At 42.6% G+C, this 25,948-nt stretch carries 27 protein-coding genes and 1 pseudogene; 12 read left to right on the top strand and 16 right to left on the bottom strand.

What is annotated here, in order from left to right; all coding sequences use genetic code 11:
- Positions 1-120: 120 nt before the first annotated feature.
- Positions 121-240 (top strand): annotated as a pseudogene (locus tag IM496_RS02555) (protein translocase subunit SecF); the annotation flags it as partial.
- On the opposite strand, the gene IM496_RS02560 reads toward IM496_RS02555, so the two are convergent.
- Positions 237-560 (bottom strand): helix-turn-helix domain-containing protein, encoded by a 324-nt coding sequence (locus IM496_RS02560; RefSeq protein ID WP_002752110.1) that lies wholly within the window; start codon positions 558-560, stop codon positions 237-239. The pseudogene IM496_RS02555 and the gene IM496_RS02560 sit on opposite strands and share 4 nt — an antisense overlap.
- Before the next feature lie 810 nt (positions 561-1,370).
- Between IM496_RS02560 and IM496_RS22260 the strand changes: the two genes are divergently transcribed.
- Genes IM496_RS22260 through IM496_RS02580 form a run of 3 tightly spaced genes read left to right on the top strand, consistent with a single transcriptional unit; the run spans position 1,371 to position 2,484 of the window.
- Positions 1,371-1,748 carry a pentapeptide repeat-containing protein gene (locus IM496_RS22260; RefSeq protein WP_228009703.1) on the top strand — a complete coding sequence of 126 codons (378 nt, stop codon included), beginning with the start codon at positions 1,371-1,373 and terminating at the stop codon, positions 1,746-1,748.
- A gap of 45 nt (positions 1,749-1,793) precedes the next feature.
- Complete coding sequence (locus tag IM496_RS02575; RefSeq protein WP_190718196.1) at positions 1,794-2,147, top strand: DUF433 domain-containing protein; 354 nt, start codon at positions 1,794-1,796, stop codon at positions 2,145-2,147.
- Complete coding sequence (locus IM496_RS02580) at positions 2,122-2,484, top strand: DUF5615 family PIN-like protein (RefSeq protein WP_287661154.1); 363 nt, start codon at positions 2,122-2,124, stop codon at positions 2,482-2,484. The genes IM496_RS02575 and IM496_RS02580 overlap by 26 nt, the downstream gene beginning before the upstream one ends.
- A 36-nt stretch (positions 2,485-2,520) precedes the next feature.
- Here the strand turns inward: IM496_RS02580 and IM496_RS22265 are convergent, their stop codons facing one another.
- From IM496_RS22265 to IM496_RS02615, 7 genes are all read right to left on the bottom strand, one after another.
- Positions 2,521-3,387 carry a rhomboid family intramembrane serine protease gene (locus tag IM496_RS22265; protein WP_322743712.1) on the bottom strand — a complete coding sequence of 289 codons (867 nt, stop codon included), beginning with the start codon at positions 3,385-3,387 and terminating at the stop codon, positions 2,521-2,523.
- 378 nt (positions 3,388-3,765) lie between these two features.
- A complete protein-coding gene (locus IM496_RS02590) occupies positions 3,766-3,993 on the bottom strand; it encodes a hypothetical protein (RefSeq protein ID WP_002778028.1) in 228 nt (75 codons plus the stop codon).
- Positions 3,980-4,231: a hypothetical protein gene (locus IM496_RS02595; protein ID WP_002778026.1), complete on the bottom strand. Its 252-nt coding sequence runs from the start codon at positions 4,229-4,231 to the stop codon at positions 3,980-3,982. Before IM496_RS02595 ends, IM496_RS02590 begins: the two co-directional genes overlap by 14 nt.
- A gap of 196 nt (positions 4,232-4,427) precedes the next feature.
- Entirely contained in the window at positions 4,428-4,913 is a 486-nt protein-coding gene (locus tag IM496_RS02600) for a crossover junction endodeoxyribonuclease RuvC (protein ID WP_194016563.1), read from the bottom strand.
- Between the two features lie 3 nt (positions 4,914-4,916).
- Positions 4,917-6,020 (bottom strand): non-hydrolyzing UDP-N-acetylglucosamine 2-epimerase, encoded by a 1,104-nt coding sequence (gene wecB, locus IM496_RS02605; RefSeq protein WP_287661155.1) that lies wholly within the window; start codon positions 6,018-6,020, stop codon positions 4,917-4,919.
- A 121-nt stretch (positions 6,021-6,141) separates the two neighbouring features.
- Complete coding sequence (locus IM496_RS02610) at positions 6,142-7,476, bottom strand: MlaD family protein (protein WP_287661156.1); 1,335 nt, start codon at positions 7,474-7,476, stop codon at positions 6,142-6,144.
- A gap of 46 nt (positions 7,477-7,522) precedes the next feature.
- On the bottom strand, positions 7,523-8,305 hold the full coding sequence (locus IM496_RS02615; protein ID WP_287661157.1) for an ABC transporter ATP-binding protein: 783 nt from the start codon (positions 8,303-8,305) through the stop codon (positions 7,523-7,525).
- A 267-nt stretch (positions 8,306-8,572) separates the two neighbouring features.
- On the opposite strand from IM496_RS02615, the gene IM496_RS02620 reads away from it, so the two are divergent.
- Positions 8,573-11,143 carry a TIGR03960 family B12-binding radical SAM protein gene (locus IM496_RS02620; protein WP_287661159.1) on the top strand — a complete coding sequence of 857 codons (2,571 nt, stop codon included), beginning with the start codon at positions 8,573-8,575 and terminating at the stop codon, positions 11,141-11,143.
- Between the two features lie 265 nt (positions 11,144-11,408).
- Here IM496_RS02620 and IM496_RS02625 read toward each other — a convergent pair whose 3' ends face one another.
- The 3 genes from IM496_RS02625 to IM496_RS02635 form a co-directional block, all read right to left on the bottom strand.
- Positions 11,409-12,623 carry a type II secretion system F family protein gene (locus IM496_RS02625; protein ID WP_287661160.1) on the bottom strand — a complete coding sequence of 405 codons (1,215 nt, stop codon included), beginning with the start codon at positions 12,621-12,623 and terminating at the stop codon, positions 11,409-11,411.
- Positions 12,624-12,742: 119 nt separating this feature from the next.
- The gene (locus IM496_RS02630) at positions 12,743-13,849 is read right to left on the bottom strand and encodes a type IV pilus twitching motility protein PilT (RefSeq protein WP_104396083.1); all 1,107 of its coding nucleotides are present in this window, start codon (positions 13,847-13,849) and stop codon (positions 12,743-12,745) included.
- A 218-nt stretch (positions 13,850-14,067) separates the two neighbouring features.
- On the bottom strand, positions 14,068-16,080 hold the full coding sequence (locus IM496_RS02635; RefSeq protein WP_287661162.1) for a GspE/PulE family protein: 2,013 nt from the start codon (positions 16,078-16,080) through the stop codon (positions 14,068-14,070).
- A 240-nt stretch (positions 16,081-16,320) separates the two neighbouring features.
- Between IM496_RS02635 and grpE the strand changes: the two genes are divergently transcribed.
- The gene (gene grpE / locus IM496_RS02640; RefSeq protein WP_104396081.1) at positions 16,321-17,043 is read left to right on the top strand and encodes a nucleotide exchange factor GrpE; all 723 of its coding nucleotides are present in this window, start codon (positions 16,321-16,323) and stop codon (positions 17,041-17,043) included.
- Between the two features lie 116 nt (positions 17,044-17,159).
- On the opposite strand, the gene IM496_RS02645 is transcribed toward grpE, so the two are convergent.
- Positions 17,160-17,801: an HAD-IA family hydrolase gene (locus IM496_RS02645; RefSeq protein WP_104396080.1), complete on the bottom strand. Its 642-nt coding sequence runs from the start codon at positions 17,799-17,801 to the stop codon at positions 17,160-17,162.
- A 119-nt stretch (positions 17,802-17,920) separates the two neighbouring features.
- A complete protein-coding gene (locus IM496_RS02650; RefSeq protein ID WP_287661163.1) occupies positions 17,921-19,885 on the bottom strand; it encodes an amylo-alpha-1,6-glucosidase in 1,965 nt (654 codons plus the stop codon).
- A 90-nt stretch (positions 19,886-19,975) separates the two neighbouring features.
- On the opposite strand from IM496_RS02650, the gene rpmH reads away from it, so the two are divergent.
- From rpmH to IM496_RS02675, 5 genes are all read left to right on the top strand, one after another.
- Positions 19,976-20,113, top strand: coding sequence for a 50S ribosomal protein L34 (rpmH, locus tag IM496_RS02655; RefSeq protein ID WP_002739276.1), 138 nt, complete (start codon positions 19,976-19,978; stop codon positions 20,111-20,113).
- A gap of 26 nt (positions 20,114-20,139) precedes the next feature.
- Positions 20,140-20,502: a ribonuclease P protein component gene (rnpA, locus tag IM496_RS02660; protein WP_287661164.1), complete on the top strand. Its 363-nt coding sequence runs from the start codon at positions 20,140-20,142 to the stop codon at positions 20,500-20,502.
- Positions 20,492-20,887: a PH domain-containing protein gene (locus IM496_RS02665; protein WP_002738951.1), complete on the top strand. Its 396-nt coding sequence runs from the start codon at positions 20,492-20,494 to the stop codon at positions 20,885-20,887. The genes rnpA and IM496_RS02665 overlap by 11 nt, the downstream gene beginning before the upstream one ends.
- Positions 20,888-20,971: 84 nt before the next feature.
- A complete protein-coding gene (gene yidC, locus IM496_RS02670) occupies positions 20,972-22,120 on the top strand; it encodes a membrane protein insertase YidC (RefSeq protein WP_287661165.1) in 1,149 nt (382 codons plus the stop codon).
- Positions 22,120-22,614 (top strand): Jag family protein, encoded by a 495-nt coding sequence (locus IM496_RS02675; protein ID WP_002742607.1) that lies wholly within the window; start codon positions 22,120-22,122, stop codon positions 22,612-22,614. The genes yidC and IM496_RS02675 overlap by 1 nt, the downstream gene beginning before the upstream one ends.
- Before the next feature lie 105 nt (positions 22,615-22,719).
- Here the strand turns inward: IM496_RS02675 and IM496_RS02680 are convergent, their stop codons facing one another.
- From IM496_RS02680 to IM496_RS02690, 3 genes are read right to left on the bottom strand one after another with little or no spacing between them, the layout of a single operon-like run.
- The gene (locus IM496_RS02680; RefSeq protein ID WP_287661166.1) at positions 22,720-22,929 is read right to left on the bottom strand and encodes a glycogen debranching protein; all 210 of its coding nucleotides are present in this window, start codon (positions 22,927-22,929) and stop codon (positions 22,720-22,722) included.
- An 11-nt stretch (positions 22,930-22,940) separates the two neighbouring features.
- Positions 22,941-24,620, bottom strand: a complete 1,680-nt coding sequence (locus IM496_RS02685) for a glycosyltransferase family 39 protein (RefSeq protein ID WP_287661168.1) — start codon at positions 24,618-24,620, stop codon at positions 22,941-22,943.
- Between the two features lies 1 nt (position 24,621).
- Positions 24,622-25,197, bottom strand: a complete 576-nt coding sequence (locus tag IM496_RS02690; protein ID WP_194015795.1) for a hypothetical protein — start codon at positions 25,195-25,197, stop codon at positions 24,622-24,624.
- Positions 25,198-25,433: 236 nt separating this feature from the next.
- On the opposite strand from IM496_RS02690, the gene IM496_RS02695 reads away from it, so the two are divergent.
- Entirely contained in the window at positions 25,434-25,628 is a 195-nt protein-coding gene (locus IM496_RS02695) for a hypothetical protein (protein ID WP_002738625.1), read from the top strand.
- Positions 25,629-25,948 lie beyond the last annotated feature (320 nt).

Consider the following 25,948-nt stretch of genomic DNA (forward strand, 5'->3'; position numbering starts at 1 on the left):
GCACTTTTTCTCGGTCAATGATTAGGATAAGTTATAACTTAAAAATTAATCAACAACTAAAGCTTATGCTTGTAGCTAAGTGAAATCATTGATTAAGAGACCTGTACTTTTCAATGACTTTTTCAGCAAGCCCTAATTATTGGTTTCGTAGCCGGGGCCTATTCGAGTATTTTTATCGCTAGTACCCTACTAGCTTGGTGGCGCGGTCGTTCCCATCGACCCACACTCAATTACAGTTAGGATGCCATTGGTGAAGAATCAGTGGTTCTTGGATGGGTCGTAATAGTAATTTCAACCTGTTGATTGAGACGACCCAAAATTGAGATCAAACGGTCAATAGTAAAGCGTCCCAAATTAGCACGGCGAATCTGGACAAATTCACTGTGATTAATTCCAGTTCGCACTTGAGCATCGCGGGTTGATAAGTCTTCCTTCTCCAGAACCTTGATAATTTCAGCAGCAAGCAGTGCTTTCGCTTGTCGCACGTCCGCATCTACATCGCCAAAATCGCGGTACACATTACCGCTACCTTGTACCAGTTCAAATTGTTCTTCACTCATGAGAGTTCCTCCTCCAATCGCTTGAGCCGTGCTTTGATAACTGATACCACCTGTCAAGCCCCATTATATCTGTTGAAGTTTTTGCTTGTGTCAATCGAAGCGGCGATCGCCTTATAATATCTGGTAGCCATTTTGGGGATTTGGTGCGTTACTGCGGCGAAAAAACCCGATCCCTCCTCCCCAAAGACGTAGAAGAGAGCGGCTACTCCGAGAGAGCGGTATCCATCGTCTCAGTCTTGAGTGGAATGTACCGTCATTCCCATCGGATGGTGGTTTGTACGATGTCCGACTTATTTGGGGTGAAGATGTCTCTGGGGACAGTCAATCGTCTGAGAAAGGAAGGAAGTGAGGCACTATCAGCCCTCTGTGGCGGAAGCCGAAGCCTACATCCAAGCCGCGCCGATAGTGGGGGCCGACGAGACGGGACTCGGACAAGGAAATGCCGATGGGCTCTCATCCCCAGTCCAAGAGAGCCTAGTGGTTGTGGGTGGCCGTCACCCCGTCGGTCAGCTTCTTTCAAGTCATGCTGTCGCGCTCTAGTGCAGCGGCTCAAGCAGGGAATGAGATTTGGGTGGTAGCAGGGAATCATAAAATTTTGCTATTATCTTGAATATTTTAGGAAAATTCTGTGTTACGATAGTCCGTCGGTTATCCCGTTTTCAAGTTGATTGAGGTGGAACAGTTATGAAATTAACTACTCTTTTTTCAATTTTTATCCTATCTTGTGTTAGTTTAGCTAATCCTAGCCGTGCAGAAAATCCTGATCATGTTAAGAAACTTAAGTAAACCAAACAATGCCCAGGATGTGATTTGAGTGGTGCGGATTTGAGGGGATTAAATCTAAGACAAGCCAATTTACAAGGTGCGGATTTGAGTGGTGTTAATCTAAGCGGTTCTGATTTGACAAAAGCCAATCTAAGTAATGCAATTTTGACGGGATCTAACTTGGGTGGTGCCAAGTTGATAGGGGCAAATCTATCTAGCGCAAGACTTAACAGTTCTTATATGGGCGAGACAAAATTAATGGATGCCAATTTAAAGGTAGCAAGTTTGATAAATGCTGATATAGGCCAGGCTAATTTTACAGGTGCCGATGTTACAGGTGCTAATTTTAATGGTGTAAGATGTCATACTTGGACAACTTACACAGGGCTAGATGGAAGCACAAGTACAGCATGGTGTAAATAACTAACACTATCCTTTAGATTCAGTACAGCTTCGGTAAATTTTATGATGCAACTCGAAGACTATTTTAACTTTCTAGCCCCTAATGACATTCGGTTAAAAGGAACAAGAATTGGTATTGAAACCATTCTCTATGACTATATTTATCATGCCAAAACACCTGAAGAAATTGCTAAAACTTACTCATCTTTGAGCTTAGAACAAGTTTATGCAACAATTCTGTACTATTTGCATGAGCAAGAAAAAATAACCAATTACTTAACCGAATGGATCGAACATGGAGAAAGAATGAGAGAAATACAAAAACAAAATCCTCCTCCTGTTGCAGAAAAATTGAGAAAGTTAAGGCAACAAAGAAAAGCAATCAAACAAGCAAATGAGTCTGAAATATCTCTTAGATGAAAATGTTGATCCTCTCTATGCGACTCAACTAAGAAGACTCAAGCCTGATTTAGTTATTAGAGTTATTGGAGAACCTGTTACACCAGATAAAGGAACATTAGACCCTGAAATTCTCTGCTGGTGTGAAGAAAATAATTTTATTCTGGTAACAAATAATCGGACTTCTATGCCCGTACATTTAGCAGATCATCTACAAAATCATCGTCATATTCCAGGTATTTTTATTCTGAATCCTAATTTGAGTATTGGGGAAAATATAGATGAGTTAATTCTGTCGGCTGAAGCTTCATTTGATAATGAGTATCAAGACCGAATTGATTATCTTCCTTTACCTTGAATCTGTTTGACTTAAGCATAATATAATTTATCACCATCAACGATCTTCATTATTTTGCCGTTGTTGTTCTTCCCAATCGCGCTGTTCTTGTTCTTTCCACTGGCGATATCGTTCTTCTGCTTCTACACGATCACGATGACGCGCCTCTGCGTGACCCGCTTGAGGAATTGTATCTTTCTGCTCCCCTGATGTGCTTGAAGATCCTCCAGCTATTGCACAAGCGATAAAACCAATGACTCCCAATATGAAATTGATGAAATTATCACCAGTCAATAGCCAATTTACAAACCAAAAAGTGATAAAAATAAAGAAAAATAGACGAAAAAACACACTTCTCATGGCTCTTCCTTTTTCTTGAGCAATGAACTCAGCCGCTAAAGTTCCAGTTAAAAATCCAGATAGCAAGTGAGAAATTTGTTGCCCATATATAAAAACAAAAACTAAAAAAATTGAAAGGTAAACATATAAAAAATTGACCAGAAAGCCATCCTTATCATAATTTGGATCAAAATTACTCTGACCTCCTAACGCTAAAAATCCTAGATAGCCAAAAATCAGGCTACTCAACCCAATCTGAGGAGTGTTAGTCGGGGCGAAGATCCAAATCCCCAATCCTCCAACAATCCTAGTGATGATAGTAACAATCCAAAAATCACGTATTTTTAATCGCATCACCAACCAGCTACAAATAACAAACCCTATAGTACCGACAATAATATCTTTGAAACCACCATGTAAAAACGGGGCGAATAAAATCCCTCTTAACCCAAAAGGCCAAGAACGAGGAATAATGCCATATTGATTTAATTGATGATCAAAAACAAATTGGTCTAAAATTTCTACAATCCAGAAAATAGCGACAAAAACACCTATAAGGGACTTGCGTGGGAATAATATCCCAATCGATCGGAGGGCGCAAGCTTTGCGCCCCTACAGTAACGGATTTTGTCCACAATGTAGGGGCGAACTGCGTTCGCCCAAAAGATACATTATCAAAGCGCAAGTCCCTAATCGTCATTTTTGTCTTTAAGTGACCAGTCATGAGATGATTAGTTCTTCTTGCCATATACTTTTTGAGGGAGAAAACTCTAGTCATTCCCCATTATAGTTCAGACACTGAGCCAGACAACATTAACTTGCACCATCAATACTCCTGTAGGCACAATTACCGCCACCGATGCCGATAATAACCCCTTAACCTACAGTGCGATCGCTGATCTTGTAGGTTGGGCCCGTTGTGGGTAAACAATAAATATATTTTCGTAACAGAAAGCTCATGATTCATGGATGATAAGCCGTAATAACCAGACTTCTATCGTCACCATAAATTGCTTCAACACGACGAAAACTAGAATGATTCCACCAGACTTTAATTCTATTTCCCTTGGCTGGAGCAGACCCAACAACGGCATAACCAGCATTGAACATCAATTGTTCAAAAACTTCTGCTGGCATTGTTTTAGATGAAATGGGAGAAAGACCATCAATTTGATGCTTATCGAGGGTCATAACTCCCTTTATAGGTTGTAAAAATTTGATAACCGGGTAAAACTAAGCTGATACCCGCAAAACTATGTATTGTTCCTGGATAACTTTCTTCTGCATCACTACCCCCCAATCGCCAACAAAAAGAACCCAACCAAATATAAAAGCCTGGAATCAGTGCGTCCATCGAATAGGCAATATGCTTTAACTGAGGGTTAACTTCGTTTGATGATCCCTTTTTTTGGGAAACTTTTATTTTCATTTATTTTCATTATTTTAAACTTATAATCGTTTAAGAACTATACCATATTTTTATTAGCATTGACGATGACAATTATCACAATTCCACACTTAAACCCTTTGGTACGATCGCTTTTGCTAAAAGGACGAGTTATACTAAATCCAAAGATGGCTTTTAGTTGTCAGCTAAATTTTTGCGCCAATTTCGTCAAATTGCTTCAAGAGATTTGATTGCGAACGCCACTGAAAGCAGCGTATGCGATCGCTATAGCATCTACGGCATCATTAATGGGCATTTTTGTCAATCCGAATAAATACTTAATTTGTTCGGACACCTCAGCTTTAGTGGCCCTACCATGGACCAGATGACATTTCCAACTAGCTTGATGGAGGAAAATCGGTTCAATTCCCCCATCGCGACAGCTAACCAGATTGATAATTCCCAATGCTTGCAGGACTCCACCGGCTGCCTTGATTTGCCGGTTAAAAAAGGGCATTTCTACGGCAATTTCCCCCGGTTTATATTCTGCGATTAACTCCTTTAAATCCCGTTCAATTTCGATCAAACGCTGGGCAGTAGAAAGATTTTTAGAAGTTTCGATCGTGCCATAATCGACTAAAATCGGCATTAACTCACTATTATCCCGGAGAATAGCCCAACCGACAATCGCTAATCCGGGGTCGATACCCAACCAAGTAGTCATAGATTAAGCCAAAAAATCTTGGACGATTTCGAGGATTCTTTGGGATGCTTGTCCATCTCCAAAAGGATTAATTGCATTAGCCATACGATCATAGGCGATTTTATCCCTTAATAATTCTCCCGCTTGTGCTAAAATTTGCTCGGGATTAGTCCCAATTAATTTCGCTGTTCCCGCTTGCACTGCTTCCGGTCTTTCCGTGGTTTCTCGCAATACTAAAACCGGTTTTCCTAAACTCGGTGCTTCTTCTTGAATGCCTCCAGAATCAGTTAATAATAAATAACAGCGTTGAATCGCGCCCACTAACTCGGCATAATCGAGAGGTTCAGTTAAAAATACCCTGGGATGATTGCCCAAAGCGGACTGAATTGGTTCTCGGACGGTGGGATTGCGATGCAGGGGTAATAATAGGGCTATATCGGCATATTTTTCTAATAACAAAGTGAATCCTTTGATAATATCCTGTAAGGGTTCGCCCCAATTTTCCCGGCGGTGAACCGTGGCTAATAAAACCCGATAATCTGACCAATTTAAGCCCGCAATTTGACATTCTGGGGCGGTTTGGGCTACGGTTAATAAAGCATCAATAACTGTATTACCGGTGTGGTGAATATTTCCCGTCACCCCAGATTTTTGTAAGTTTTCTACGGCTAAAGTAGTGGGAGCAAAATGTAGAGTAGTCAGTTGAGAAATTAGGCGACGATTAGCTTCTTCGGGATAGGGATTATAGATATCATTCGTTCTTAATCCTGCTTCTACATGAGCGATGGGAATTTGTTGATAAAAAGCCGCTAAAGCAGCAGCAAAAGCAGTAGTAGTATCACCTTGCACAATAATTAAATCTGGTTTTATGCGCTCAAAAACTGTTTCTAAACCCCGTAAACTGCGGCAAGTAATATCAGTTAAAGTTTGACGGGTTTGCATAATATCGAGATTTTCATCTGCTTTTAAAGCAAATAATTTCATCACCTGCGCTACCATTTCTTTATGCTGTCCCGTCAGAATTACATGGGTTTGAAACTGTTGCGATTCTTGAAAAGCACGAATAACGGGAGCTAATTTAATCGCTTCGGGACGGGTTCCAAGAGTAATACAAATTGATTTCAACATATTATTATCAGTTATCAGTTATCAGTTATCAGTTATCAGTTATCAGTTATCAGTTATCAGTTATCAGTTCACCGATTACTGTTTACTGATCACTAAAAATCGCTTGAATTGTGCTATTTTGTCATTTTTCACCAGTGGGGGGTTGTTGAACAATAAATTGGGGATAGAGTTGCATTTGCTTGGGATTTAAAGGAGGTCGAGAGATGGTGAAAACTTTTTGTTTAGCTAACTCTTGGGTCATGGTATCTAAAGTTTGAGCGATACGCAAATTATATTCTAATTGTTCCCCAGAAGAAAGCAGATTACTTAAGCCATCAATTAAACGTCTTAAATTCTCGCGAAATTGTGGATCACCGATTAACTCATCGATATCGGAGGTGATTTTTTGAGTATTTTCAAAAGTCACCCTAGCGGATTCGAGAGTTTTTTGCAGCAGGACTATTGTAGCAGGATCGTTAATAGTTTTAGTAATTTCTCGTAAATTATTCGATGTCTCCACCGCATTATTCAAAATCGTCTCGATATTTTGCATTACTTGTTTAGTATCAATTTCATCTAAACCTGCATTCAACCTCAGGGCGGTATTATTGAGATTATTAGCGAGACTACCAATACCTAAACTAGCTTGATTAAGATTATCGAGAGTATTAACAATTTGTCCCCGATTTTCGCTGAGAACAGCATTAAGATTAGCGACTAATTGGGAAGATTGTTGAAAAGTTCTGCTGATTTGACTGCGGTTTTCCTGAACGGTATTATCTAAAGTATTGATAAAACGGGAGGCATTATTAGCCGTATTAGTCACCGAGCGACTGGTGGTAGCTAATTCCAAAGATAGACGAGAGATTTCTCTTTGGGCATTACGGATAGTCTGGGAGGTATCATCGGATAAACGGGCGATTTTTTGAGCTGCTATAGCGGTATTTTTGGTGACATCATTGAGATTACCCACAAATTCAGGACTGGTAAAAGTATCCACTAAACGACCAACACTAGACATTAATTGTGTTCCTGTTGTCCCCTGTAAACGAGTATTATTACAGAGAATTAACTGTTGATCACAGTCGGGACTCAGAGGGTCGAGATTTTTGGCCTCAGCACTTAAAGAAACTAAGGGAGTGATATCGATGGCTGCCTCCCCAATTAATCCGGAAAGATTGGTAGTAACAGTTACCTTCCTAGGCATCACTAAAGTAGCAGAGGCGATCTCGGCAATAACTTCCACTTGATTACTTCCCGGGATAAAACTCGTAATTCTTCCCACTCTCACCCCGCGAAAACGTACCGGCGCCCCGACTTGTAACCCTTCCACGTCGGCAAACTCAAAGATTAATTGATAGGTTCTTTGACCAAATCCTCCCCCGCGAACCCAGATAGCGAGCGCCCCAAAGACCAATAATCCGCCTAGAGCAAACAAACCTAGTCTTCCTTCCCGTAAAGCTCGCGAACTCTGCATGATTTTTCTCTCATTCTCGATAGTTCTTAATTTAGCTTAATCTAGCTTAAACGATTGTCCTAATCGGGCCTTCAATGCTGGCGCTAAAAAATTGCCGGATCATGGGATGATCGGTACGATCGATATCTGCCACTACTCCCTGCCATTGCACTTTTCCCTGATAGAGAAATACTACTCGATCGGCGGTGCGTCGGATGGTACTTTGTTGGTGAGAAACCATCACATAAGTGTTCGCAGACCCTGATTTTTCATGGAGAGTCCGCACTAGATCCTCGATAATTGTGGAAGCTATCGGGTCTAATCCGGCGGTAGGTTCATCATACAGCAGTAATTCGGGATTATCGGCCGGATTATCGGGATTAGTGATAATAGCGCGGGCAAAAGCCACCCGTTTACGCATTCCCCCCGATAGTTCCGAAGGATAAAGGTTACTAATTCCCTGTAAACCGACCATTTCCAGGCTTTTTTCCACTAATTCCCTAATTCTGGCTTTTTTTAAATTAGTTTGTTCATAGAGATAAAAACCGACATTTTCCCCGACGGTGAGAGAATCAAACAGGGCCGTTTGTTGAAAAACCAAGGAAGTTCGCATCGCTTCTCGACCATCTTCTAGCAATCCCTGACGCAATTGACCTTTAATACGAATTTCTCCGGCATTTATCCCCGTTAATCCCGCAATTAACCGTAAAACCGTTGATTTTCCCGTTCCCGACGGACCGATAATTACCAGGGCCTCCCCTCGATAAATGGTTAAATCTAATCCGTCGAGAATAACATTATCCCCGAATCTTTTCGATACTCCTCTCAATTCAATTAACGGTTCTTTCATCGTCGCTTAATTATCTTATAACCTCTGGAATTTTAGGGAGATGGGGAAGTGGGGGTGTGGGGTGTGGGGAAGTGGGGAAGTGGGGTGTGGGGTGTGGGGTGTGGGGTGTGGGGTGTGGGGAGAATAAAGCTGCCTCCTATCTCCTGTCTCCTGTCTCGGAGTCTCCTGTCTCGGAGTCTCCTGTCTCCCGACTCCTGAATACTGACTCGATTCTGGCTGCTATAGTAGAAAAGCACCCATTGCTGACGATATCTGAGGTAGATTGCCGTGACTATTGCTTTAGACCAACTGCTTACCCCCGACATTTTTCGACCAGCGCGTTATTTGGGCAACGAGTTAGGCGCTAAACATAAAGAATGGGCAAGTGCTGTGGTTCGTTGGGTGTTAACCTATCCGGAAGTGTACGAAGTGGGGGCATCTAACCTCGGCCATATTATCCTCTACAATATCCTCAATGCACAACCTCGCCAACTCTGCGATCGCACTTATTTACCCGCACCGGATTTAGCCCAAAAACTCAAACAGACAAAAACCCCCTTATTTGCCCTAGAATCCCGTCGTTGCCTCACAGATTTTGATATTCTGGGTTTTAGTCTCAGTTATGAGCTAGGAGCCACCAATATTTTAGAAATGCTCGACCTAGCGGCAATTCCCTTGACTTGGAGAGCAAGAGATGCGGGTAACTATCCGCTAATTTTTGCCGGGGGACAAACTGCCACCTCTAACCCCGAACCCTACGCCGACTTTTTTGATTTTATCGCCCTTGGTGATGGCGAAGAATTATTGCCAGAAATCGGTTTAATTTTAGAAGAAGGTAAACTAGCTAATCTAAGCAAAGAAGAACTATTGCTAGATTTAGCCCAAATTCCGGGGGTATATGTGCCGCGTTTCTACGATGTCACCCCAATCGGTGCAGTTATCCCCAATCGTGACGATGTACCGCAAAGAATTTTACGCCGGGTAGCCACTCCTATTCCAGCCTATTCTATCGGTTTAGTTCCCTTCGTCGAAACAGTCCATGATCGCCTAGTGGTGGAAATTCGTCGCGGTTGCACTCGGGGATGTCGTTTTTGTCAACCGGGGATGTTAACCCGTCCTGCGCGGGATGTGCAACCGGAAGCAGTAATCGAATCGATTGAAAAAGGAATGCGAGCGACGGGATATAACGAATTTTCCTTATTATCTCTCAGTTGCTCCGATTATCTAGCTTTACCTGCCGTGGGTATGGAGATTAAAAACCGTCTCCAGAATGAGAATATATCTCTATCCTTACCCAGTCAAAGAGTCGATCGCTTTGACGAAAATATTGCTAACATAATTGGGGGCAATCGTCAATCGGGTTTAACCTTTGCACCGGAAGCGGGAACCCAACGAATGCGCGATGTGATTAACAAAGGGTTAACCAACGAAGAATTACTCAGAGGGATAAAAACTGCCGTCGAACAGGGTTGGGATAAGGTCAAACTCTATTTTATGATCGGTTTGCCGGGGGAAACCGATGTGGATGTCATCGGTATCGTGGAAACGGTGCGCTGGTTGCGTCGGGAATGTCGTTTACCGAAGCGGAAACCCCTCGATTTTACCCTAACTATCTCGAATTTTACGCCTAAACCCCATACCCCCTTCCAGTGGCATTCCGTCTCCACGGCCGAATTTATCCGCAAACAGGAGTTATTAAGACAGGAATTCCAAGGCATGAGAGGGGTAAAAGTCAATTATACCGATGTCCGCATCTCGGCCATGGAAGATTTTATCGGTCGCGGTGACAGAAGTTTAGGGAAAGTGGTGCTGCGCGCTTGGCAATTGGGAGCCGGGATGGATGCTTGGTGGGATAATACGGAAAAAGCCTATCAAGCATGGTCACAGGCGATCGAAGAATCCGGTTTAACTTGGAAATATCGTCAGGTAGAACAGGGAGAATGGAATATTTTTGCCGATACAGACAAAGATATTTTAGAGCGTCCTTTGCCCTGGGATCATCTGGATACTGGTATCGATAAAAAATGGCTAGAGGAGGACTTAAAACGCGCTCTAGACGCGGCAACGGTTCCCGATTGTTCTTTTGAGGGTTGTTCCCATTGTGGCGTTTGTAGCGTCGATTTTGGCCATAATATCGTCATTGAAGCGCCTCCGATTCCCGCTTTTGCCGGACATTTTCAACCCAATCAAGAACGCGCCCAAAGAATTCGGGTTTGGTTTGGCAAAATTGGCGAAATGGCTCTAGTTAGCCACTTGGATCTCGTGCGTTTATTTGATCGCGTCGTCCGTCGGGCTGCTATTCCCATTTCCTTTACCGGTGGATTTCACCCCGGTCCGCGCATTTCGATCGCAAATGCCTTATCCTTGGGAGCAACCAGTAGCGGTGAGATTGTCGATTTTGAATTGACAAAAGTGATGGATTTAGAGACGTTTAAACAGCAATTAATCGCACAATTGCCCGCAGATTTACCAGTTTATCAGGTGGAAGAAATTCCCTTAAATGCCCCTGCTGCCACCCGTTTGTTGGAAAAAGCTGAGTATTTGCTCACTTTTAATAGTGAGGGAATTGACTGTCAACAGTGGCAAAATTGGATCGAGGCAATTAAGCAAGCAACGGTGATGGAACGGGAAAAAACCACCAAATCCGGCAAAAAAGTCACGATTAATCTGCGAGAACAATTATATGAATTAGAGTTAAAAACTGTTGACAAACAAGCCGTTTTGTGCTATGTGGGCAGTTGTCGCAATGATGGCACTTTACTGCAGCCCGATCATATCGTCGAGATGTTAGAAAGGGTTTCTGGCCAAGAGATTTCGCTGCTTAATTTTCATCGTCAGCGTTTGATTTTAGGAGCTTAACCATCGTAAATTGTTCCCTTTATGCTCTAACCCCAGAGAGTCAGCTAATCTTGATCGACTAATTCCAAGGAATCATCAACCAAAGCTGGCCGGTAATTTTGAACAACCAAAAGTTTCCTAAGACACAGATTCACCTAATCAAATAAGTAGTCGTGCAAAATTAATTTCCTAGTGAAGATAGGCAAAAGGCAAAAGGCAGGAGGCAAGAGGTGGTTAGATATGTGTAATTAATTTTGCTTAGGTACTTAACTGATCACTGATAAACTTATGCCAAGGCATCGAAGATTTTAAACATAGGCAGGTACATAGAGAGAAGAATAATTCCCACCATTCCCGCAACAGCAACCATCATCAAGGGTTCAATGATACTGGTTAAAGCTTTAACGGCCTGTTCCACCTCATCTTCGTAGAAATCCGCCACTTTCATCATCATGGCATCTAATTCTCCCGTTTCCTCACCAATACTAATCATTTGAATGGCCAAAGCTGGGAAAACATTGGCTTTTTGTAGGGCCAAACTCATCATTCCCCCCTGCTGAATTTCCTCCTTAGCACCAGCGATCGTATTAGCAATTACCTGATTACCCACCGTATTACAAACTATATCAAGGGAACTCAAAATCGGGACACCAGAACGCATCAGAGTCCCAAAAACCCGGCAAAATCTAGCCACAGCCGATTTTTCATTCAAATCGCCAAAAAGGGGCATTTTAAGGAAAAACCAGTCAATTTGCAGACGACCCATCGGGGTTTTGTAATAGCGACGCAGTAAAAAAACTGTGGCAGCAATGGTGACAATCGGAATTAAAATTAACCAACTACGCATCACACCACTTAAAAAGAGCATAAATTGCGTTAAAGCTGGTAGTGGCACCTTCAAATCGGTGAAAATTTTCGCAAACACGGGAATTAAAAAGATTGTCATCCCGAAAAACACAATTACCGCCAAAATTCCCACTGCTACTGGATAGGTCATCGCTGATTTAATCTGGTTTTTCAAGCGGGCCATATCTTCCAAAAGTTTCGAGAGACGGAGCAGCACTTCATCGAGTACCCCCCCCGTCTCTCCAGCTTCGATCATACTGACATAAAGTTCATCAAAACATTCAGTATGTTTGGCCATCGCTTGCGATAACGGACTCCCTTGCTGTACGTCGGCACTAATCGCTTGTAGTGCTTTTCTCATCTTGGGATTACTGGATTGATCCGCCAAAACTCCTAAACATCTCACAATCGGCACACCAGCATTAATCATTACCGAAAATTGACGGGAAAAAACCGCTTTATCTTTGATGGAAATGCTGGCAAATATCAACTCTAAACTAGAAAGATCGATCTCTCCTCCCGCTTTTTTGACTTTACCGACGGCAGCATATTTCGCCTTCAGCATCATTCGGGCATGATCGGGAGACATAGCTTCAACTTTCTTTTGGAAAACTTTTCCAGAGCTGCTTTTAACTTGTGCGACAAAAGTAGGCATAGTACAAATCAGTTATCAGTTATCAGTTATCAGTTATCAGTTATCAGTTATCAGTTATCAGTTCACTGAAAAAACTTCCCACTTCCCACTCTCCTATCCCTTTTACACAGGATTTGTTATTAAATCCAGGCTTTAGTTTTGGCGTTAGCACCAGATCCGGCGACAAGACGTTGTAATTCATCGGGTTTACTACTTTTAGAAATTGCCTCTTCAAAGGATATAACACCGCTAACAACTAAATTAGCTAATCCCTGTTCCATAGTTTGCATTCCTAACTTCATCCCCGTTTGAATTGCTGAGTAAACTTGGGGGGCTTTTCCTTCGCGAATTAGGTTAGCGATCGCTGGAGTTACCACCATGATTTCCTGTACCATTGCCCGGCCAAATTCCCCCGGTTTAGGATTTTTTTTCTTGACTAGGTTTTGACTAAAAACTGCTAGTAAAGAATTGGATAACATGGCGCGAATTTGTGACTGTTGGTTAGAGGGGAAAACGTCAATGATCCGATCCACTGTTCCCGCTGCCGAGCTAGTGTGTAGGGTTCCGAAGACTAAGTGACCGGTTTCCGCCGCCGTAATTGCCAAACTAATTGTTTCTAAATCCCGCATTTCTCCCACAAGGATAATATCAGGATCTTCTCGTAAAGCGGCTCTTAATGCGTTAGCAAAACTCTTGGTATCTTCTCCTTTTTGTCGTTGGTGAAACAGGCTTTTTATATTAGGAAAAACGTATTCGATTGGGTCTTCTACAGTCAAAATGTGTTCAGACCTAGTTCGATTAATTAAGTCTAAAATTGATGCTAAAGTGGTAGTTTTACCTGAACCTGTTTGTCCAGTTACGAGAATTAATCCCCTCGGTCTTTCCGATAATTCTCGGATCACTTCTGGTAAATTTAATTGTTCAAAGTTAGGAATTTTAGATGACAAAGCGCGTAAACAAGCTGCATAGGCTCCCCTTTCTTTATACACATTGATCCTAAATCTTGCTAATCCTTTCACCCCATAGGAACAGTCTAATTCCCAATTCTGCTCTAACTCTTTTATTTGAGTATTATTGAGCATACTAAAAATCAATTTCTGACAATCTTGCGGGGTTAAAGATTCTTCATTAACCGGGATGAGTTTGCCACTAATGCGAAAATAGACCGGCGCACGGGACTGAATGTGCATATCGGAACCGCCCATCTCGACCAATTGTTCCATTAAATCTTCGATCATTAATTCCATAAGTTAAACTCCATTTATCGTATAAAGTAAAAACTGAAAAGGGGATAGGAGCCAGTCCCGATGAAAAAATTTTCACCCCCACAGGTGAAAGAGGTTTCTTTCCCTACACCCCACACCCCACACCCCACACCCTACACCCTCTTTTCCGTCAGGAGACAAATTCATAATACTTTTGCCTGTTCCAGAGTTCCCCGATCACTGATCACTGAAAAACTATCTTAATAACTAAATCGTGGTTTCATACAATAGGGACAATCGAGCCATTCTGGTTGTAGTTCGGCGCGACAACCACTACAGATTAAACCGCTTTTCCGTTTAGCTTTTAATTCCGCTTCCAGACCAGAATCACTAAATGTCACCCGTTCCACCTCTTCGAGGGTGGTGTAACCCTCGCGCACCAGATTTAAACTGTAGGCTAGGAGTGTCATCATACCCTCATCGACGGCCGCCTCCTTAATGCGATCGGTGGTTGCCCCTTGGTTAATTAATTGCTGTAGTCGTTCACTATTCTGCATCACCTCATACACACCGATGCGACCTTTATAACCGCTGCCGTTACACTTAACGCAGAGATTACCCTGTCTTCGCGCCTGTTGAATTTCCGCTATGGTCAGGGTATTAGCCTTATAAAAGGTCACTTCCTGTTCATTGGCAGCGGAAAGACCAAAACGGGCCAATTCCTCTTGGGTGGGGTGATAGGCGACTCGACACTCGGTACAGACGCGCCGCACCAGACGCTGGGCCAAAATTCCCAACAGAGAACCAGAAATCATAAACGTTTCAACCCCCATCTCATCGAGACGAGCGATCGCACCTGCGGCATCGTTGGTGTGTAGGGTAGTTAAGACCAAGTGACCAGTTAAGGCGGCCTCGATCGCTGTTTTAGCCGTTTCCTTGTCCCTAGTTTCTCCCACCAGAATCACATCCGGGTCTTGTCGCATGAAGGCCCGCAGAATCGAGGCGAAATCCATGCCTTTTTCGCGAATTACCTGCACCTGGGTGATGCCCGGTAGAGAATATTCGATCGGATCTTCGACGGTACTGATATTGACCCCAGGGTCATTTCTTTCCGCTAACACCGAGTATAAAGTGGTGGATTTCCCCGAACCAGTGGGGCCTGTCACCAGCAACAGACCAAAAGGATGACTGGCCAGGTCCCGGACGATTTGCAGGGTCTTTTGATCGGTGATTAGTTTATCTAAACCCAACTGGGTAGAGGAGTTATCGAGAATCCGTAAACAGACTTTTTCCCCGTAGCGACTGGGCAGGGTATTAACCCGAAAATCCACTTTCCGCCCTTGATACATCCGCCGAATTTTACCATCTTGGGGAAGACGACGTTCGGCGATATCGAGATCGGCCATGATTTTAAAACGGGCAGTGACCGCCGGGGTAATTCTTTTCGGCAGTGGGTCAAAAGCTTGATGAAGAACTCCATCTTTGCGAAAGCGAATTTTCAGGAATTCGTCCTGGGGTTCGATGTGAATATCGGAAGTCCCTTCCTGTAGGGCTTTAGCTAGAATTTTATTGACCAGGTTGATGACGGGGGCTTGATTAGCGTCTCCTTCTCCGAGATCATCGGCCACTTCATCGTCAGCACCAGAGACCACCTCAATACTGGCGACAATATCGGTGAGATCCGAGAGTTTTTCCAGTTCTTTTTCTTTTTCGAGTCTGGCTTTTTCCTTTTCTAGTTCCGGTTGGGCCCAGTGGAATTTTTCCAGTAATCTTTCGTAATCTTCGCTGGTAATCACTAAACGCTGTAAACCTAACTCCCTGGGGCGGAGAATACGATTAATATCGTCCGTAGCCTCTAGGTTGTCGGGATCGACCATGGCTATCAAAATTGAAGCCGGCTCTCCTTCGATTCGACGCAGAGGGATGAGACGATAGCGACGACAAAGATCGATCGGAATCAAAGAATCGATCAGCCTGGCTATTTCTAGTCCATCCACATCGCTCAATTCGGGGTCGAGGGATTCGACTCCGTAGAGAATTTTTAGTTCAAATAACTGGTTTTTCTTATACTGTCGCTGTAAATCCGGGGGCAAAGGCCGCCCGGTTAGTTTTTGTAATATTTCTACTAGCGATCGTCCCGATTTCCGTGTTTCCACCAGGGCCTGTTGCATTTGCTCGGCACCGATATAGCCCGACTGCACCAACTTGTTACCAAAGGGGGAAAAGTAATTGCGTAGGGCAACAGCACGGGTTTTCTTGGAAGAAAATGTCATAGACGATTCCTAACCTCTCCACTACCCTTTAATCTTCCCAATTTTACTTAGAAAACTGCATTCTAGCAAAAATTTTTCTAGATCACTGATTATCTATCGGGGGCGATTATATCTAGTTACGGATCTTGTCCACAAAATGTTACATTAATGGTTAAACCTTGATTATTAGCTGGTACTTAAAGACCAAAATCAGCATTAAATGGTCATATATTGCCAAATTCCCCACTAAAATCCTATACCATGAGTGCAGAACCAAATACCTCAGCAATTTTCGACGAAAACCAAGAATCCTTTTCTAATTCCCCTGAATCTCTTGCCACCGAATCAGAAACCAGTGTCACCGATGAAGCCAAAACGGTGACGGACCAGGCCGCCTCTAGCGAGGGATTTTCCCTTCTAGACGGAATGACTATCGATTTTCTAAAAGAGGAAATCGACACTCTCAAACAGCAGTTAGAGGAACAAACCCAACAGGTTGATGCCTACAAGAAACGCTATATCACTCTAGCAGCCGAGTTCGACAATTTTCGCAAACGCACAGAGAAAGAAAAAGAGGAACTGGAAACAAAAATCAAGGGCAAAACCCTGATGGAAATTCTTGGTGTGGTGGATAATTTTGAGCGCGCCAGGACTCAAATTAAACCGGCCGATGATGGCGAGATGGGTATTCACAAAAGCTACCAAGGAGTCTATAAAACCTTAGTGGACAGTCTCAAGCGTTTAGGCGTTTCCCCCATGCGTCCGGAAGGTCAACCCTTTGATCCCAGCTACCACGAAGCGATGATGCGGGAGTACACCGATGAACATCCCGAAGGCACAGTGGTGGAGCAGTTAGTGCGGGGATACACTCTCGGAGAACAGGTTTTGCGTCATGCTTTGGTAAAAGTGGCCGCCCCCAAAGAGGCGGATCCTAACGCTGATCAGTCAGAATCTCCTTCCATTCCATCCCAGGAATCAGTCTAAAATTCCGATGGGGATTAAACTGGTTTGAGGGTTAGGTATTAGCCAGTAGGGTCTGTATTCCCTCCCTATCACCTATCCCTCATCCCCGCTCAGAGACTTGTTCTCTCTTGACCGATTTATCTTTTAATTAAAAATGCTTCTATACCCAAGGCTTTTGCCCCTTGGTAATCTTCTTTTTTACTATCGCCAATATGCCAAGCTTGCGCGGGGGGACAATCATGTTTTTGCAGGGCGATTTGAAAAATTTCAGCATCTGGTTTAGCTGCTCCTGTCTGGGAAGAAATCGTGATCGATCGAAAAAAATATTCTAAGCCTAATTCGGCCAAAACTTGATAGATACGACTATCAAAATTAGAAATAATGCCCAACTCGATCCCCTGAATCTGCCAGAGTCTTAAAGCGGGAATGACATCCTCGTACAGCACCCAAGGCTCGGCCGTGGCAAAATGATGGTAAAGTTCGCTAAAAAAAGCCTCAAAATCGGGAAATCTTTCCAGATAACCTAAATTATTAAAAACTGCCCCAGTCAGCGATCGCCACCAGCGATACTCTAACTCAGGAATTTGTGCCGTTTCAACGTCAGGAAAAGCTAGGGGGGGAGAAGTGGGGAAAATAGCCGAGAAAGACTGTTCTAGGCTCTCGGCCGACACCTCTACCCCAAAATCTGCCGCTATTTGACTATAAATTGCTCCTACACTGTCTTTTACCCCAAAAAGGGTACCCACAGCATCGAGAAAAATAACTTGCGGTTTCTGCATAAGAGTTTTGTTTATAAAGGTTTTCTTGACTGACGACCGGTGATTACCATCGAACTGAGGTTTTTAGGGTCAGCCCTCTAGGTGACCTAAAAAACCTAACAATTGCTTATTTTAAAGGATTATGGCCGAAATTCTCGGATCACTTGCCAAACCCTTAATACCTCTGCCACCGTCCATGCTTGGGCAAAAGCTCCCCTAGGGGTAAAAGGAGCATTACCATCAAAAATTTCACTTAAATTACCGATACAGCTATCCCGAAGATGGTCAATCATCGGTGTTAAAAAACTCTCGGCTAGGATGGGATCGCGATAGACTTTTAGATGGGCTTCGATAAATGCCCCTAATAACCATCCCCAGACTGTCCCCTGATGGTAGGCACTATCTCTTTTTAAGCGATCGCCACTGTAAACGCCACGGTAATCGGGATGATCCACATCTAGCGATCGCAAACCGCGAGAAGTCAACAATTTTAAAGCACAAATATCGATAATGGCCTTTTTCTGTGGGGAATTTAATAACTCCTCCACCGACAAGGACACGGCAAAAAGTTGATTCGGTCGTAAACTGGCATCATTACCCTTGTCCGTATCCAAAACATCATAACAATACCCCAGAGAATCGTCCCAGAAGCGAGAAAACCCTTTTAAGGTCATTTCTATCATTTTTTCGTAATCAGTGGCATCCATGCCCAAATAATGGGCAAATTGAACCATAATTTTTAGGGCATTGAACCAAAGGGCATTAATTTCTACGGGTTTGCCGATGCGGGGAGTAGTCACCAGATCATCAACTTTGGCATCCATCCAAGTTAACTGTACTCCCGTTTCGCCGGCATAGATCAAACCATCGTCATCTAGGTGAATATTGTAGCGAGTACCGCGACGAAACCAAGCGATCACTTCCGTTAAAGCGGGATAAATAGTTCTGAGAAACTCAAAATCTTGGCTTTGGTTAAAATAGGAACGAATGGCTTCAAAATACCAAAGAATAGCATCGACAGCGTTATATTCGGGGATTTCTCCGCCATCGGGTAGCAAATTCGGCAATAAACCCCAGTCTAGATAACGGGAAAAAGTTAGTAAAATCTGACGTGCGATCGCAGATCTGCCTGTAGTCAAAGTTAATCCTCTTAGGGAGATCATCGTATCGCGACCCCAATCACCAAACCAAGGATAACCTGCGATTATCGTTTTGCCGTCCGGTTGATCCCGGAGAGGACGACTAACGATAAACTGGTCAGCAGCAAGGGTAAGTTGTTGAATCCATGGGGGCTGCTGGGGATTAATCAGACTATTCTCGTAGCGATAGCGAGACTCTAGAGAAGATTGACCGTCTAAACTGGGATCGGGACGGGTACTAGCGGCAATTGTCACCGATTCTCCCACTTTAAGAGTAGCCGAAAAACTGGCGGCATGAAGATGATTTTCCCGATCGATTAAACCACGATAACGTTCCACGGCCAAATCAAAGCGATAATACCAGATATGAGCAGGAAAAACCTCTCCTTGACTGATTAATAGATAAAAAGGTACAGCATTGTTATATGCAATCACTCTTACTCCTTTTTCCAGAGGACTAATATCCATTTGCCAGTTAAAACTCTGGGTATTGCCGTGAAAATCACGATAATTGACAAAAGCAGTGAGATTCAGGGTTAAAGGAGAATTGCCGCGAAGGTAGGTATAGCGAGTATAGGTGGTATTTTCTCCCGGTTCCATCCAGATACGCTTTTCTAGTAAGGCATCCCCACAGATAAAAGTCCAGACGGGAATTGTCCCTTCCAGATGAAAACTTTCGATATTAATATAGCCTTGTGGTTCGATCGTAGCACCTAACCAGCGATTGCTGGCCAGATGATAGAGTTTCTGGTTATATTGTACCGATTCATCGATTTTAGTCACTAGAAGCGTTCTTTGCGTCGGTGGAGCCAAAGCAGCGATCAAGAGGCCATGATAACAGCGAGTTAGTAATCCAGCCACGGTTCCCGCAGCAAAACCACCAATACCATTAGTGACTAACCATTCGCGCTTTTCAGCCACCGGCAGACAATTACAGATATCCCGACCGAAACGGAGCTTGACCATGAGCTTCCAAATTCCTAGTAATTTTGTTATAATAAAAAATTGTGTCTTTATATCTATAGACTAACTCTATCTTAAGGAGGAAAATCGGCAGTGAGTAAACGTACTTTAGAAGGAACCACGCGCAAACAGAAGCGCACTTCCGGATTTAGAGCGAGAATGCGTAGCGTCAACGGACGTAAAGTGATTAAAGCTCGTCGGAAAAGAGGGCGCTATCGTTTAAGTGTTTAGGTTATTCTGGGAACCGACTAATTTTCGTGGGACTACCCCAAGTTCATCGCTTAAAACATCGACAGGATTTTCAAGCTGTCTATGGAACAGGGAAGCGTTATCACGGTTCCCACTTAACCTTAATTAGTTTAGAGGATTCTTGCCCAGATACCCCCGAACCGAGTCGTTTTGGTATCTCGATTGGCAAGAAAGTTAGTAAAAAAGCGGTGGTTCGTAATCGACTAAAAAGGCAAATACGAGCGGTAATTCGGGAGTTATTGCCAGAAATAGCGACAGGATGGCGAGGGATAATCATTATCCGTCCAGGGGCGATCGAGTGCAATTATGAACATTTTTTGCGAGAATTAAAGCAGTTGTTAGTGAAGGCTAATATAATTCATGGGCATTAAAGAAGAAACTTTTTATGAAGGCGGTCCGCACATCGGCGACCTAATCATCAATATCCTGCTAGGATTTACGGTGATTTGTTTACCTTTAACCGTTGGGGCAGTAGTACGGGCAATCTGGTTAAGATATAAGATAACCGATCGGCGGATTTCAATCACTGGGGGTTGGATGGGACGCGATCGCACAGATATTATCTATTCAGAAGTGGCAAAAGTGGCAAAAATGCCGAGAGGAATTGGTCTTTGGGGGGATATTGTCGTAACTCTCAAGGATAGAAGTCGTTTAGAAATGCGCGCGATGCCGAAATTTCGGGAAATTCATGACTATATTGCCGAAAGAGTCGCCGATAAAACCGGTCGTCCCCTAGAATCGATCATCAGTCAATAAAACAAAATAATCGATCGCCGAGATTCGATAAATTAGATTTGTCAAAGTGAACCCCTATTAAACGAGAAGGCATAGATTAAACCCATGGATTTTGGAGTCGGATTTATTTCCACAAATATCATGTTGCCAATCCTAGATTTTTTCTTTCGGATTGTGCATAGTTACGGTTTCGCCATCATTGCTTTAACGCTGGTGGTCAGATTTGCCGTCTTTCCCCTCAGTGCCGGCCAGATTCGCAATATGAGAAAAATGCGAATCACTCAACCCTTAATGAAGGAAAGACAGACAGAAATTCAACAACGCTACAAAAATGACCCCCAAAAACAACAGGAGGAAATGGGCAAATTAATGCAGGAGTTGGGCAATCCCCTAGCGGGTTGTTTACCCCTGTTATTACAAATGCCGATTCTTTTGGCTTTATTTGCGACGCTGCGGGGTTCCCCCTTCTCGGATATTAACTACACCGTCGATTTACAGGTGTTGCCGAGCGAACAAATCGCCATGGTGCAGCGCCAACTCTATGCCACCAAACCCCAAAACGTTTATATTGACGAGTCTCTCCACTATCCCATCACCGCTTTTTTACCCCAAGGCAATAAAATCGCTCCGGGAGAACAGGTAAAAATCGACCTGCAAAACGACCAGGGCAAGTCTTTAAGCCAATTAGCCACGGAAGCACCCGAAAATAACCTAAAACCCACCTACGAGGTGGTTAAAGGTCAAGAACTGGTGCAAGTTAATGAAGACGGTTCCATCGTCGCTTTAGCCCCCGGAGATGCCAGTATTAAAGTTATCGTGCCGGGGATTGCCGCTAATACGGGTTTTCTCTTTATTGAGGCCCTGGGAAGAATTGGGGCAACCGGTCCGGATGGTGAAATTCACTGGGATATTTTGGCGATGGTGATCGCTTTCGGCGTTAGTATCTATGTTAACCAAGAGTTATCCGGCGCCGGTGCGCCTTCGGGGGGAGCAGCCCAACAACAGCAAACGGTGAATAAAATCACCCCGATAATTTTTAGTATGATGTTCCTGTTTTTCCCCTTACCGGCGGGGGTATTGATGTATATCTTAACTGCGAACATCTTCCAAACTATTCAAACGGTGATTTTGATGCGGGAACCGTTACCGGAAAACCTGCAAAAATTGGTAGCGGAACAGGAAAAAACGGAAAAATCCCGCGATGCTCTCCCCTTTGAAAAACGTTCTAGCAAGAAAAAGGAAAAAACATCGTAATGAGTATATGGGAGCAAAATAGCGAGAAAGCTAAACAATGGCTGGAAAAACTGCTAAAGTTGATGGCCATGCCTGCAGATGTCCAGATTGGTGTGCAGGAATTGGGAACTGGACCTTCCTCCTGTTGGTTAATTATTGATAGTAGTCAATTGAGTCCCCAACAAGTGGAACTCCTCCTCGCTAACAAGGGTGAGGGACTAGATGCGATTCAATCCCTAGCTAATACGATTCTAAATATTGGTGTCGAGTCGGCAGAACATCAGTTCTATATTGTCGAAATCAACGGCTATCGTCAACAAAGACAGTCAGAACTTTTCGACTGGGTGAATCAAGCGGCGACGCAAGTGCGGCAAACAGGACAGGAAATAGAATTAAAAGCCCTATCTTCGGCGGAACGTCGCCAAATCCATGCCTTTTTTCAGGAAGAAAACGATTTAACCACGGAAAGTCGCGGCGTGGAACCCGATCGCCGGTTAGTAATTCGTTTAAAATAAGACCAAAGGGTGGGGTAAAACCTGCCCTCTTTTTTATTTTAGGCAGATATCTCCTGTCTCGGAGTTTCTTCACCTAACGGAAGATTTTTGATTGTTGCAGGAGAGTTAATAACTTAACTTCAGAGCATTTACAGGTACATCATCCCAAGATTCTACGGTTCTTAAAACTGCTAACCACCCCGCTTGTTTTTGTTCGTCCGTAAGATTGGTTAACCAACTTTGATGACAATCTTTTGCCGCTTGTTCGTCTTGACAGGCAATGCAAGCTTGTACTAAACCGCAGGGGTCAATCTGTTCATTTACCCAAATAATCATAGTTAATAGCCCTACTTAACTTTACTATTATAATCCATCGATCGCCCACAGAGAAACTTTTGATATTGATAACCTGTTACATAATTGGAGGATAACTCTGAAGGTTGACAGTCCGATAAATCTATTGAAGAATGGAAATTAATTAACCATAATTCAAAAGGAAGAGAAGATGACAGATTAAAATTTGGCTTTTGTTCTGAGTTAACTAAGATAAACTTAGGGTTTTTATCGGAAAATTTTTGGTTAAATTCCCAAGCAATTCCCATCATTTCTCCCACCTGCACTAAACTCCTATAGCTAGTGGCAATTACTAACGGATAACGGCTATTATTTTCGATAGTGGTAACTAATTTATCTGGGCGATAATACTTACGATAGCCTAAATTAAAAGTCACACTTAGGGAACTAACTAAAGCCATGATAATTACAATAATTACTATTCTTTTCCGCTTCCTTTGCCAACAATTATCTAATAAAATTGCTAGAATTAAAATTACCGAGGGAAAGTAAACAAAACTATATCTAGCTCCCCGGGTAATATCGATTGAAAGCAGATAAGTTATGACAAAGAAAATGGCAATTGAACTGAGAAAAAATGCCGAGAGAATGCCTAATTCTGGTTTATAGGAGTCTAGCCACGCTGTTTTTAATTGTGGGATAATCCAGAGAAAAAAACCGATCATTATTGCCCCAGAAATCAAAATAATTATTAAAGATTCTGATTCAACGGGGAGCAGGGAAAGCATAGTAATTAATGTTCCCAGCAATTGAAAAAAGGGGCTAATTACGGACAAAAAACTATCATTGTCTCTCTGAATCCAACCAGTCATCTGATTGCCATAATCTTTGGGGACAAACGTGATAAACCAAATAATAATAAAGCTCAAGTTACCTAAAAAAACTAAACTTAAACGCCACCAATTAGTTATCCAAAAGTTTTTTTGTTTGAATTGATTGGATAAAATCAATAATAAAGTTATCGCTTCCGCGAGGATAGTTAAACTAAAAAAATAGTGGACTAATAACCCTAGACAGTTGACAATTAACCAGAAAAAAACCAAAGTATGGGATATTCTCTTATGGTCGATAATTTTGCTGCTTGCCCTCAGAAAACAGCCTAAAGATATGAGGACAAATACAACCGCTAAAGTATAATGACGCGCTTCTTGGGAGATAAAAACCGCGTAGGGAGAAACCGCCATTAAAATCGCCGCAAGAAAAGCGATCAAGCCAGATTTAAAGACCAATTTACTGATAAAATAAATTAGAGGAATCGAAATAACTCCCCAAAATACTGCCAGCGATCGCATTCCTTCTAAAGATACATATTCTCCCCGATCAAAAAATAATTTATTCCAGAAATAGGCGAAAATAAAATATAAAGGTGGATGATTGTCCTCCTGAATAACTAATTTAATTACATCGGCAATAGTTGCCTGATGGTTGCTCTGGAGAGGTGCTAATAAGGTGTCTAGGGAAATTATTTGATTTAACGGCACTATCTGGTAATTATTGCCAATACTAAAAACCATAGTGGCAAATTCATCCGTCCAGGGAGGTTTGCTCGTTAATTGTGTTAACCTAATAACCAGTCCCAAAATTATTACTAATCCCAACCAGCAAAAATCAGACCAAGCTAACCGCTCCTTGCCTTTTTGTTGTAGATTAGAAATGACTGTAGATAAATTCAATTTAATTGTTATCTCCAAAAGATTCGATTATTTTAACCGCTTCCGATGGAGAAATATCTTGACGGCAATTAGGATAATCATACTCCTCCCGGGCAATTAATGCCCCACTGAGACGATAAAAATATTCTCCCATTTTCATCCAATCGGAATACAGATCGGGTTCGGGGAATTGTTGCCTTAATTCCGAGTCTTTGGGTGTACCATAATTGAGCCAGTATCCTTCTCCAAAGAGTGGGGAATTGAGCGCTAGGGTTCCCTCTAATTCTAAACCATCATCGCCCCCGGCGTTTTCGATTCCTTCCACCAAAAAACAGCTATTCTCGGCATTTTCAAAGAGGACTGCGTATCCTTTCCTCTCTTCTGCGAGGATTTTAATCTCGCTCAGACGAAATCCACGAGGGATATAGTTAGGTAAAATAATCTTAGCATCTAGCGATCGCAGTTGTTGGCGTTGACTGGCGCTCAAAGTTACCGTTTCTGCTCTCAAATATTGCCCATTGTCAATAATAACAATAGATAATCCTAAAACTAAAGGCCAGAAAAATTTTATGGTCATAATCGCGGTTTCTAAGGTCATATTCTGGAGAATATCTGAGTTTTTAGGCAATTTACTGATTATTTAACCAGATTAATGACGAATATTGCCCTTTTCCTGTTCCCGATTCCCTATCTACCGATTCTAATCGACAAAAAATCATAGCTTGTCTGTGGATTCCACTTTTTTCCACTTCTGTCACCCGGAATTATGGGACTGACATCACCCCAAACCCTCTCGTATTCTAAGGTTATCGACAGGAAAGAGAGGTAACAACCATGTTAGTCAGCCACCAAAATCCAACTTTTGTCCGTAACTACTTAATCGCAGTTATCTCCGTGGTGATGATGGGTGTGGGAGTTGCCGATCTCGTCAATAATCCCTCTCGAATCGCTCAACAAAACCGTCTTGATGGTTATGGTCGCTATGTTAGCGCTGGTTTGGTTAGTGGTGCGGTCAATAATATGCGTTAATTTGCCTCTAATTCTCAATCCTGTTGAAAAGGTGTGGGGGAGTGGGAAGTTTTTTCAGTGATCAGTAAACAGTGATCAGTAAACAGTGAACTAATAACTCAAATCTGAAAACTAATAACTCAAATCTGAAAACTAATAACTCAAATCTGAAAACTAATAACTAATAACTAATAACTAATAACTAATAACTAATAACTAATAACTAATAACTGATAACTGATAACTGATAACTGATAACTGATAACTGATAACTGATAACTGATAACTGATAACTGATAACTGATAACTGATAACTGATAACTGATAACTGATAACTGATA

This window comes from Microcystis sp. M049S2 (assembly GCF_020245625.1).
GTDB classification, from domain to species: Bacteria; Cyanobacteriota; Cyanobacteriia; order Cyanobacteriales; family Microcystaceae; genus Microcystis; species Microcystis ichthyoblabe_A.